This window comes from Rhizobium sp. 01N447_2, from assembly GCF_056399245.1.
The window spans coordinates 91,523-100,875 of record NZ_JBFTQY010000015.1 but is presented as its reverse complement, the minus strand read 5'-3'; the positions used below and the strand labels follow the sequence as shown (position 1 = coordinate 100,875).

The 9,353-nt window shown below is 58.0% G+C and carries 12 protein-coding genes and 2 tRNA genes; 5 read left to right on the top strand and 9 right to left on the bottom strand.

Going from position 1 to position 9,353, the window contains the following annotated elements; genetic code table 11:
- The 3 genes from AC1ECN_RS12950 to AC1ECN_RS12940 form a co-directional block, all read right to left on the bottom strand.
- On the bottom strand, positions 1-232 hold a 232-nt coding region (locus AC1ECN_RS12950), incomplete at its 3' end, for a low affinity iron permease family protein (protein ID WP_477953143.1).
- Between the two features lie 150 nt (positions 233-382).
- On the bottom strand, positions 383-2,500 hold the full coding sequence (gene katE / locus AC1ECN_RS12945) for a catalase (RefSeq protein ID WP_477953141.1): 2,118 nt from the start codon (positions 2,498-2,500) through the stop codon (positions 383-385).
- A 204-nt stretch (positions 2,501-2,704) separates the two neighbouring features.
- On the bottom strand, positions 2,705-3,601 hold the full coding sequence (locus AC1ECN_RS12940) for a hypothetical protein (protein ID WP_130672462.1): 897 nt from the start codon (positions 3,599-3,601) through the stop codon (positions 2,705-2,707).
- A gap of 329 nt (positions 3,602-3,930) precedes the next feature.
- Between AC1ECN_RS12940 and AC1ECN_RS12935 the strand changes: the two genes are divergently transcribed.
- Positions 3,931-4,110, top strand: a complete 180-nt coding sequence (locus AC1ECN_RS12935; RefSeq protein WP_075223932.1) for a hypothetical protein — start codon at positions 3,931-3,933, stop codon at positions 4,108-4,110.
- Positions 4,111-4,195: 85 nt separating this feature from the next.
- On the opposite strand, the gene AC1ECN_RS12930 is transcribed toward AC1ECN_RS12935, so the two are convergent.
- Complete coding sequence (locus AC1ECN_RS12930) at positions 4,196-4,453, bottom strand: hypothetical protein (protein ID WP_130672463.1); 258 nt, start codon at positions 4,451-4,453, stop codon at positions 4,196-4,198.
- Between the two features lie 185 nt (positions 4,454-4,638).
- Positions 4,639-4,713: transfer RNA gene (locus tag AC1ECN_RS12925), tRNA-Asn, on the bottom strand.
- 117 nt (positions 4,714-4,830) lie between these two features.
- On the opposite strand from AC1ECN_RS12925, the gene AC1ECN_RS12920 reads away from it, so the two are divergent.
- Together AC1ECN_RS12920 and AC1ECN_RS12915 are read left to right on the top strand one after the other, a co-directional pair.
- Positions 4,831-5,148: a hypothetical protein gene (locus tag AC1ECN_RS12920; RefSeq protein WP_130672464.1), complete on the top strand. Its 318-nt coding sequence runs from the start codon at positions 4,831-4,833 to the stop codon at positions 5,146-5,148.
- A 104-nt stretch (positions 5,149-5,252) separates the two neighbouring features.
- Entirely contained in the window at positions 5,253-5,594 is a 342-nt protein-coding gene (locus AC1ECN_RS12915; protein WP_130672465.1) for a hypothetical protein, read from the top strand.
- On the opposite strand, the gene AC1ECN_RS12910 is transcribed toward AC1ECN_RS12915, so the two are convergent.
- Positions 5,591-5,929, bottom strand: a complete 339-nt coding sequence (locus AC1ECN_RS12910; protein WP_130672466.1) for a KTSC domain-containing protein — start codon at positions 5,927-5,929, stop codon at positions 5,591-5,593. The two genes, AC1ECN_RS12915 and AC1ECN_RS12910, sit on opposite strands and share 4 nt — an antisense overlap.
- Before the next feature lie 262 nt (positions 5,930-6,191).
- On the opposite strand from AC1ECN_RS12910, the gene AC1ECN_RS12905 reads away from it, so the two are divergent.
- Positions 6,192-6,265 (top strand) — tRNA-Cys (locus tag AC1ECN_RS12905).
- A 249-nt stretch (positions 6,266-6,514) separates the two neighbouring features.
- Entirely contained in the window at positions 6,515-7,003 is a 489-nt protein-coding gene (locus tag AC1ECN_RS12900; protein ID WP_477953137.1) for a hypothetical protein, read from the top strand.
- A 193-nt stretch (positions 7,004-7,196) separates the two neighbouring features.
- On the opposite strand, the gene AC1ECN_RS12895 is transcribed toward AC1ECN_RS12900, so the two are convergent.
- The 3 genes from AC1ECN_RS12895 to AC1ECN_RS12885 form a co-directional block, all read right to left on the bottom strand.
- Positions 7,197-8,054 carry a hypothetical protein gene (locus AC1ECN_RS12895; protein WP_477953136.1) on the bottom strand — a complete coding sequence of 286 codons (858 nt, stop codon included), beginning with the start codon at positions 8,052-8,054 and terminating at the stop codon, positions 7,197-7,199.
- 50 nt (positions 8,055-8,104) lie between these two features.
- The gene (locus AC1ECN_RS12890; RefSeq protein WP_477953134.1) at positions 8,105-8,362 is read right to left on the bottom strand and encodes a hypothetical protein; all 258 of its coding nucleotides are present in this window, start codon (positions 8,360-8,362) and stop codon (positions 8,105-8,107) included.
- 297 nt (positions 8,363-8,659) lie between these two features.
- A complete protein-coding gene (locus AC1ECN_RS12885; protein WP_477953132.1) occupies positions 8,660-9,217 on the bottom strand; it encodes a hypothetical protein in 558 nt (185 codons plus the stop codon).
- Positions 9,218-9,353: the final 136 nt, after the last annotated feature.

The window sequence follows — 9,353 nt, the reverse complement described above, 5'->3', positions numbered from 1 at the left end:
TGGTATGGAGCGCCGTCATGTCCCGGTTTTGGGAGTGCTGCACCAGCAGTAAGATAAAAAATATGATGAGGGTACCGACCATATTGGTCAGCAAAAACCACTGCCTTGGGAAGGAAAAGCTGAGACCCACTGCCGCCCAAATGGCTGCGAACACGATCAACGTGACAGGGACCACACGATGGCCTGCCCATAAGATGGCCAAATCAGAGATCTGTCGAAAGTGCCAGCGCATACGGCTCTCCACAGCGCGTAAAACTGGAGATGGAGCAGCTTCCATCACCTGGGCTCAATAAATAGGGCGCCGCAAACGACATAAAACCCGCGTTTCCGCGGGTTTATTCCGACGACTAGCCACTCTCGTGCGGACATGGCGACGAGACGGTCAATTCAATTTGACCGATGGCTCCCGACCCCAGATCCGCAGTTTGCCAAGCGCCTTGATAAAAGTCGTAACATCCTTCGCCGCTCCGAGCGCAATCACGCCCTCATCCAGGGAATCGGCAATTCCGGCCTTCTGCATCAGCGGCAGCGCTGTTTCCACATAGCCGATGAACTTGCAGTGTACGAAGGCGTCCGCCACGAAATCGCGGGCCGTTGCCTCCTTCAAGAGATCGCCGGTTCCCTCGGCCGAGGGGAGGAGGGCGACGGCGTCGTAAAGTACCGAAGGTCCGCCGTCGATCATCTGATGTGCTTCAATCCAATTGCCGTCCGAGAGTGTCACGCCGCCGATCTTTGGCGCGATCACTTCGAATGTTGCCTTCTGCTCGGTGATCTCGGCCAGCAGCGCCTTGAAGATGGCGGCATCGGTGCCATCGCTGACAAGAATGCCGAGCTTGCGTCCTTCGAACCGCTTCGGACCGCGCTCTATGATGCTGAGCCCCGGCGACGGCTCGAGATCCTGCCGCGTCGGCATGGCGGCATCGGCAGGCTTTGGCATCGATTTGAAGCCGAGTGCGTGGCCGACCTTACTGGCCAGCGTCTCATCGATGTTCATCAGGTGCGAGACCATACGCTCACGAATGACCGGCGTTTCGACCTTGCTCAGTTCGAAGATCAGCGCCGCGGCGATATGGCGTTGCTCCGGCGGAGTCTGGCTGATGTAGAACTGTCGGGCCTGGCTGTAATGATCGGCAAAGCTTTCCGCGCGCAGCCGAACCTTGGGACCTTGTTCCTCGGCCGGGAAGTCCCGGTAGCCCTGAACCGGCGATTCCCGCGGCCCCTGATTCCAGGAATTCGGCTGGTAATTGACGCGCCCGACAGGATTGCGCATCGCCATATGGCCATCCTGCTGAAAATTGTGGAAGGGACACTTCGGCGCGTTGATCGGCAGATGGGTGAAATTCGGACCGCCCAGACGTTTCAACTGCGTGTCGAGATAGGAGAAGTTTCGCCCCTGCAGCAGCGGATCATTGCTGAAGTCGATGCCGGGGGGAACGTTCTGCGTCATGAAGGCGACCTGCTCGGTCTCAGCAAAAAAGTTGTCGGGCATTCGGTCGAGCACAAGACGGCCGATCGGTTTGACCGGAAGGATCTCCTCGGGAATGATCTTGGTCGGATCGAGGATGTCGAAGTCGAACGTGTCGGCGAAGTCCTTGTCGAAAAGCTGCACGCAGAGTTCCCATTCCGGGAAGGCTCCCGACTGGATCGACTGCCAAAGGTCGCGGCGATGGAAATCCGGATCCGCACCATTGATCTTGACCGCCTCGTTCCAGGCGACAGACTGCAGGCCGAGCTTCGGCTTCCAATGGAATTTGACGAAGGTCGATTCGTCAATCGCGTTGACGAAGCGGAAGGTGTGAACGCCGAAACCCTCCATGAAACGGAACGACCGTGGAATGGCGCGGTCCGACATCACCCACATGATCATGTGCATGCTTTCGGGCGTGAGCGTGATGAAGTCCCAGAAATTGTCATGCGCCGACTGCGCCTGTGGAAATTCCTTGTCGGGCTCCGGTTTTACCGAATGGATGACGTCGGGAAACTTGATCGCGTCCTGAATGAAGAAGACCGGGATATTATTGCCGACCAGGTCCCAATTCCCCTGCTGCGTGTAGATCTTCACGGCGAAACCGCGCACGTCGCGCGCCAGATCGAAGGAACCCTTGCTGCCGGCGACAGTCGAAAACCGGACGAAGGCCGGCGTCTTTTCGCCGGGCCGCTGGAAAAGATCGGCCCGGGTATAGGCGGCCAGGGATTCATATGTTTCGAAGTAGCCGTGGGCGCCGTAACCGCGCGCATGCACGACCCGCTCGGGGATGCGCTCGTGGTCGAAATGAAAGATTTTTTCGCGGAAGTGGAAGTCATCGACGAGGGTGGGGCCGCGGGCGCCGATGCGAAGCGTATTCTGGTCGTCGGAAACGGGGCCGCCTTGCGAGGTGGTCAGCACCGGCATGCCGTCTTCGGCAAACTGATGAAGCTCGCCGCCTGCACCCCGGTGCAGTTTCTGATCATGGATCGTTGCGTTGTCCGAGGGCGAGGTTTGGGAGGTCTTCTTGGCCATCTACATTCTCCGAAAAGGGATTTACCTAACCGAAGCTCAACGACGACCACATGTTCCGCTTGACGCGAAATAAACTGCCACTGAGAAAAAGGCATGGGGGCGACGATGATCCAACCACAGCAGAGCCGGGGATGGCTTCACATAATGGGGCGCGGGGCCTTTCGACCCCGCGCCCCAATTTCCGTTGATCCTGAGCCTCGGGCCTTAGATCCGTGGCGTAACGATGAGATCTTCCTCTTCGTCGCGTTGCGACCCGCCGAAGGCTGCGGCGGCAGAGGCGATGAAAGCCCCGATCAGAAGTGACAACGCGCCGAGCAATGCCGTGGTGGAGGCAGCCTTGCGCGCCTCATCGGCAGCTTTCTGTGCGGCGACCTTGGCGTCGTCGATCCGCTTCAGCACAGTGTCGACGCGGGTGCGTGCATCGGCCTCGGAAAGACCGGTGCGAGCAGAGACGATGGTGGCAAGATAGGCCTTGTCATCATCCGCGATCTGGCCGGCTGCAGCACCGTTGAGGAGGATGCGGGAGACTTCTGCCGTTGCCGAAGCATCATCGGATGTTGCTCCTGCACGGGCCTGTTCAGGACGCAGCAAAGCGTCGGTAAAATAGGCGGTAGGCAGATCCGAGGTCGATGCCGTCGATGACGCCGCCGTATCTGCGGCGGTGGCCGCCGAACCCACGGCTTGTGCGCCCGCACCGGCAAGTGAGGTCAGCGACGAGGCTAGAAAGCCGGCGACGAAGATCGTCGCCAGCGCCCAGCTGATGAAGCCATGCGCGGTGTCACGGAAGAACACCTCGTCGGTATGGACAGCCGCCCACTTCGTGCGCAGCCGGCCGGTGATATAACCTCCGAGCCCGGAGGAGAGCCATTGGACGACAACGAGCCAGATCGCTGCCGTCACCCCGACCGTGCCGAGCGAGCTGCTTTGCCCCGACCAGGGCGACACCATCGTCAACCCCACCCCGGATCCAAGCAGCAAAAGAATGAGGGTCACTCCGATGGCAGCAGCGGCGCCTCCGAAGATAGGCCCCCATGTCATGGCGGATTTGGAGGATTCGACCGGAGTAGCAATCTCTCCGGAACCTGTCATTGAAACCGACATGATCTGTCCCTATCGCATAAACAGAGCAAGAAGGATGATGATCGGCAGTGGAACACCAAGCAGCCAAAGCAGAATACCGCGACCCATGAAAGACCTCCTGTCAGAAACTGACGTTACGTGGTTGATGCCACTCAACTTTGAACCACGGTCTTTGTTCCCGGCCGGCTTGGTCATCGACGATCCTCATGCGGAGCTGATCGAGATCGATAAGAATCTTGCGTTCGGAGCTGACGTCCGGCGAAGAGAGCGCCATATCTTGAGGGACAAGGTGAACTTGGGAGGAGAGAAGCTCTCGTCACTCGGTCACGGCCTAAACTGGAGAGGAATCGATGAACAAATTTCGGGCATTTGTAGCAGCCGGAGCAATCAGTCTTGCTGCCATGACCTCGGCATGCTCGACAGCGCCGAATTCATATGGCTCAGCCTCAGGATATCAGCCGGGAGATTCAATGAACCCGGCCTGTGCGGATGGATTCCGACCCGGCGACGGCCGTTCGTGTAGTTACTAAAAGGTTGGCTCTTGTCTGGAAAAGCGGGCAGCTTGGGGGAGGCGTCAGGCAGGCGCCCGCCGGTTCTATTGACCGCCAATCCACCTCATTGCCGTTTCTTCCGCAGGTCACCTGGCAGAGCGTCAATGAGTTGATGCACTTTTCCGGTGGCGAAGGCGATGTCCTCGCGCGGCAGATGGACTGTTATCTCAATCTCTTCCCACCTGCCGCCATGGTCTTTTGCGAACCTGACGGCGGCTTCCAAAGAGGTGAATTGCACGGCAGGTGCGTCGGCGGTCCAGAACTGCACACTGCAGTCCGCCGCACTGTAATCTAAAAATGCTTTTTCGGGATCTAGGGCCATGGCGTTTGCTGTACACCGTCGGCGGTTGGTTGGCCAGCGGTCGCCTACTGGTCGTAAAAAGCGCGTTGTCCGCGATGCCCAACGCGAAAAGCCCTTATGGGAGCATTCAAAAGCGGGGAGGGAAAGTGGGGAAGTAAGCGCCTGCATTCGGAACTATCAACGAAACAGGCGCTTAACTTGAAAAATGGCTCCCCGGGCCGGATTCGAACCGGCGACCTGTCGATTAACAGTCGAATGCTCTACCGCTGAGCTACCAGGGATCACTGCTTGGCGCGGTGTGAGTGGGCTAATACAAACGCTTTCCCGATTTGCCAAGCGGTTTTTTCAAAAAAATGAAATGAACTTGTATTTGGGATGCCTGCGCCCATCTCTGGGGAATGACAAACGTGAATGATCGTCAGGAGACGAGAGGCGGCGAGAAGCGCAAGGCACGGGCAGTGCGCTTCGGCATCGATCATGCAAGCGGCAGGCTTGTGCTCGGCTCTTTCAGCATCGGCATGCCGCGCTCGCGCATTGCGCGGATGGCACTCGGCATGGCCCTCATTTTCTGCGGCGTGTTGGGTTTCCTGCCCATCCTTGGCTTCTGGATGCTGCCGCTCGGCTTCCTTGTGCTCTCGCACGATCTGCCGTTCGCGCGCCGGCTTCGGCGGCGACTGGCGGTCTGGTGGCACAGGCGGCGGAGAGCGGCTGACTGATGGCCACCTGGGGAGAGGCTTCGTGGAACAGTGGATCGCCTTTCGCATTCGTGGTTTATGGAATGTAAAATGCAAAATTGCGTCACGATGGTCCAGGTGAGGAAATGAAGGCATTTTTTATTGTCGTCCTGTCGGCAGCGGCTGTTCTCTCAGCTATTTCCGCCGAGGCCCAAGCCATCGACAGCCGCGGTTTTGACGCCCGCGGCATYTGTCGCCGTCCGGAAGGCTGCGTGGTCGACCACGGTCAAGGCGGCAGCTACAACGGACCTCGCAATTATCGCAATTTCAACGGCCGGAATGAGCGTGATGGCAGTAACGACCGCGAGCGGAACAATCGCCGCTATCGTTCTCAGGACAGAAGCGACAATTTCGACGCCGGAATCACCCGCCTTGCCGCAGGCGCTGAGATTGAGCTGGGCGTGTCGCCCATGCATATTCGCGTCTAATTGGATCTGAGCTCGCTTTCCTCGAAAATCCCGCCACGCTCCGGATCGAGGCCGGTCGCCATCAGCAGGCTGCAGGCGGCAAGGAGGAGGACGAGCTTCACCGCGTAGGACGCCACGGAGACCGGTTGTCGTCGGCCCTGTGACACGCGAGACGGCGCTATATAGTACTGGTAATAGAAGAATGGATCATTCGTTTCCAGCAGGTTCTGGTAGACGTGCAGTGGGATATCCGCATGTTTCACCGGCGGAGAACCGGGGAATTTTACATGCAGATCCCGGGTTTCGGCGTCGTATGCTGCACGCACGTGCTTCGATTTGAGGGCAGCCCAATCCATCGCAAGCTCCTATACCCTCCCGAGGATAATTGAGGCCCGGACGATGATCGAAGTCAAGTCAAGAATTTGTTTCAAATACAATCATTGGCAGGAAATGGGGCATCGTCACGGCCATGGAAATTCCAGCTCGCGCCCGCGCCGTTTCGGGATGGGAAAAGGGCCGTTTCGGCAGCGGCGGAATGGCGTTTTTCCGAAATGCCCTCTTGCGATTTCCTTACGATCATTCTAAACGCTCGCCACGGCTCAGATAACGAGCGCGTGAGGCCTCGTGGCGGAGTGGTGACGCAGAGGACTGCAAATCCTTGTACCCCGGTTCAATTCCGGGCGAGGCCTCCAACAAATTATCCACTAAAAACAATGCGTTAATCGCAGAAGGCGCAAATCAGCGCCTTTCGCATGTCGCAGTTATGTCGCTGCCAATCCCCTTGTTTTCCGGCGTGTCCTTTTTCGTGTCGGCGTGTCTATGCGACATAACTGCGACATAGATGGCGCACAAAACGCATCCTAAGAAACATGAATTGCACCTGAAACTGCGCGTACTGAAGGGGTGGTGACGCTCCATCGCGATTATGGCATTCTCCCGGCATGCCCACACCGAAGCTTCACCCAACCCTCATTGATAATCCGTACTTCTCCCGCTCCCATCCGGCCGATGCGACGAACCCTCGCGACGTCGTCGCAATGATGAACGTCCGCGAATCGGCGATCACGACCATGGCGGCACGGGGGGTTCTCGATGCTGCTCAGGTGGCAGCCGCGACGCGCTTCCGGGCGCTGTGGGAATCGATCGGCGGCAAGGGAGCCGGCGCCATCGATTACGGCAAGGAACAGGTTGACGGCGGCAAGGCTCGCGACCCGATCACCGAGAGGCAAGCCAATGCCGGCAAGGAACTCGCGAAGTGCCGGGAGCTTCTGGGCGTCCGTCTGTATGGTCTCGTGTCCGCCGTCTGCGGCGAGGGCTATGCTTTGACCGAGATGTTCGCGGGAAAACGGGAACGGCTGACGGCGGCGGATATGCTCCGTATGGGGTTAGACGATCTCGCTGAACTTTGGCGGCTAGCAATGCGGCGCTGATGCCCCGCCTTGCCTCCCACGGGGCCACCAGCGCGCGCCGTCGATCCGGCCGGGGGATTTAGCTCCGTACCGAACATCGCGCGTTGCCGGCGCCCAGGAGCTGTTCAGGTAAAGGGAGCGCGGGTTGACGAAAAACCCACGCTTGCCGAAGCCGGCATCGAACTCGCAAAAGAGGATCGCAAGCTCGGCGCTTTCATTCAGTCCCGCCAGCAGGAATAACTTCATGGATGTCGGTCACGACGTAGCCCCTGGGCTCATCGCGAATATATTGAACATGCACATCTACGACAAACGCGCTTGTCAGCGGATTGACCTCTCGCGTGATTTGGCTTTTCAAGTTTTGAAAGCTTTTCCTGAAATAGACGGGCAATGGCTTGTCGTAGATATCAGGTATGATCCCTCTGTCTCCTGTGCGGCCACGCTCTTTCCCAGGCCCTCGATTTGCCTGATCGATAAAGAGCATCACCTCCCGCTTAATCTGTTCGCGAGGCACATTTTCGGCCTCGTCCAAGAAGGGGGACTCAAGCGCTTTGTCGATGTTTATTGCCGCCCGGTTCAGTTCGGATTCAGTGAATTTGTATTCAACGACCACCGTTCTTTCGCCTTCGGTCCTCTCATACCGAGCATGTTTAATGCCCAATGCAGAGCCATTCTTGCCCAGAAGCGGTTTCGTAAATTCCTTGATATCTCTAGCGTCTTCTGGCGAAGGCGGCTCAATCCAAATGGACTCCGCCGGCGGCGGCGCACCTGAAAACGCTGTTACGCCCCGCCACAGTCGGCTCGTGAAATCAGCGACAATAACGGCGCCATCCATAAAGGAGAGGGTTCCCATTATCATCGCGTAAGGAGCGATCTCCATAAGAACGGAGCCGGTTTCGAGCTTCGTTACGTATAGCTTGGGGGCTGTCTCGCCATCCTGACGATAGTGGCGCTCATACATCCGAGCCAGCGCGGCAAAGCTGCTAGACAGGTCACCAAGCTCTATCGGATCGCCCGGATAAAGCTCGATCACAATTCTGTCGCCCTCATGTCGAGACGATAGTTCAACCATTTGCTTTTTCCCCTCAAAGTAGGCCAATTCCGCATGACCACCTTATATCGTCAACGCTTAATTGAGGGTGACGTTGGCAGTGGTGCATAGCGCGACCAGCCGAATCGGCTTCGAAGCAAGAAGATGATCGCCCGTAGCGCCACATCGTCAGTACCGGCGGCGAGGCGGAGGAGCTGGCCGACAAGAGCGGCTTCAAGCTTGGCGGCGCCGACGTCCAGCTCCCGGCGATAGGCCTTCCGCAGCGTCTTCTCGGAGATATCGAGAACGCGGGAGATTTCAGCCTGCGGGATGCCCTGAGAGGCAAGCATCTGGACGATACGACGGTCGGTTGGACTGGGGTGATGCCGGGGACGACCGCCGGTTCGATGCAGGTGTTCCATGATGGTAGACGGGAAAAACCCTCATGCAGTTTTGGGCGCCAGGAAAAAAATCTGCGCGTGAGGGTGCACGCGGGTCTTCTGGCGGCGGCCAGCTGACCTTTACCACCCCCCCCGGCCGCCGCTGCTATCTTCTGCGGCGGAATCTCGTTTCTCCCGCCATTTGGCTACGTTTGACGGCTTACCTCGTCGATCTTTTCGCAGACGGTGGCTACGCTCAGTCTCGCATCATCGTGCAGCTCGGAACAAACGGGGCACACGATGACGGCAGAAACCCGTCCTCTGGACTTCCGCGATTGCCGCCGTGAGGTCGAAACTATATCCAACCGTTGCTTTCAGCGGAGATGTGATGAAGTTCACGTACGTCCACCGTCCTTGCTCGAGCGGAGGAAGGTGCTCACCTGCTCGATCAGCGGTAAGGCATATATCGCGGGGGTCCGTTGAGGACCTGAAAAGAAAAAGGCCTGTTCGGTCGCGCCGGTAACGGCTGGCTTTGTAGAACGGTACCGAGTTCAGGCGAATATCCGATGCGTCGTGTACAAAGCCACGGCCTTCTAGAACCTGTTTCACCATGCGGCCGCACATCTGCTTGTAGCGATCCTGCATTATCACCTCGCCCAATGCCTCCAGCAAAACATCCTCGATAGGTTTCAAAGCAGGCTGCCCAAGATCACTTGCCGTCTCCATGCGAGCGATCACGTCCTCACGATTCAGAACTGCCCACATCTTCTGGCCATCCACGGTTGCGTACTCCTGTGCGAAAATACCGGCCTGGAACTGTTCCATGCTCTAACTCCCTCTTACCGGGCGATTTCGCCCTATTTCTTTTTTAACAGGATGAAATCGCCCGGTCAACAGGTCAGTCTGAAGAGATAGGACCCTTTTACCTCAGAAGGCTCAGGTCTGGATCTGACCCAACCAG

Bases quoted from the DNA above. Each gene is read 5' to 3' on its own strand.
- AC1ECN_RS12885 (WP_477953132.1), bottom strand. From the start codon at position 9,217: ATGGAACAGTTCCAGGCCGGTATTTTCGCACAGGAGTACGCAACCGTG.
- AC1ECN_RS12920 (WP_130672464.1), top strand. From the start codon at position 4,831: ATGACAAACGTGAATGATCGTCAGGAGACGAGAGGCGGCGAGAAGCGC.
- AC1ECN_RS12940 (WP_130672462.1), bottom strand. From the start codon at position 3,601: ATGTCGGTTTCAATGACAGGTTCCGGAGAGATTGCTACTCCGGTCGAA.
- AC1ECN_RS12930 (WP_130672463.1), bottom strand. From the start codon at position 4,453: ATGGCCCTAGATCCCGAAAAAGCATTTTTAGATTACAGTGCGGCGGAC.
- AC1ECN_RS12910 (WP_130672466.1), bottom strand. From the start codon at position 5,929: ATGGATTGGGCTGCCCTCAAATCGAAGCACGTGCGTGCAGCATACGAC.
- katE (WP_477953141.1), bottom strand. From the start codon at position 2,500: ATGGCCAAGAAGACCTCCCAAACCTCGCCCTCGGACAACGCAACGATC.
- AC1ECN_RS12890 (WP_477953134.1), bottom strand. From the start codon at position 8,362: ATGCTTGCCTCTCAGGGCATCCCGCAGGCTGAAATCTCCCGCGTTCTC.
- AC1ECN_RS12900 (WP_477953137.1), top strand. From the start codon at position 6,515: ATGCCCACACCGAAGCTTCACCCAACCCTCATTGATAATCCGTACTTC.
- AC1ECN_RS12895 (WP_477953136.1), bottom strand. From the start codon at position 8,054: ATGGTTGAACTATCGTCTCGACATGAGGGCGACAGAATTGTGATCGAG.
- AC1ECN_RS12935 (WP_075223932.1), top strand. From the start codon at position 3,931: ATGAACAAATTTCGGGCATTTGTAGCAGCCGGAGCAATCAGTCTTGCT.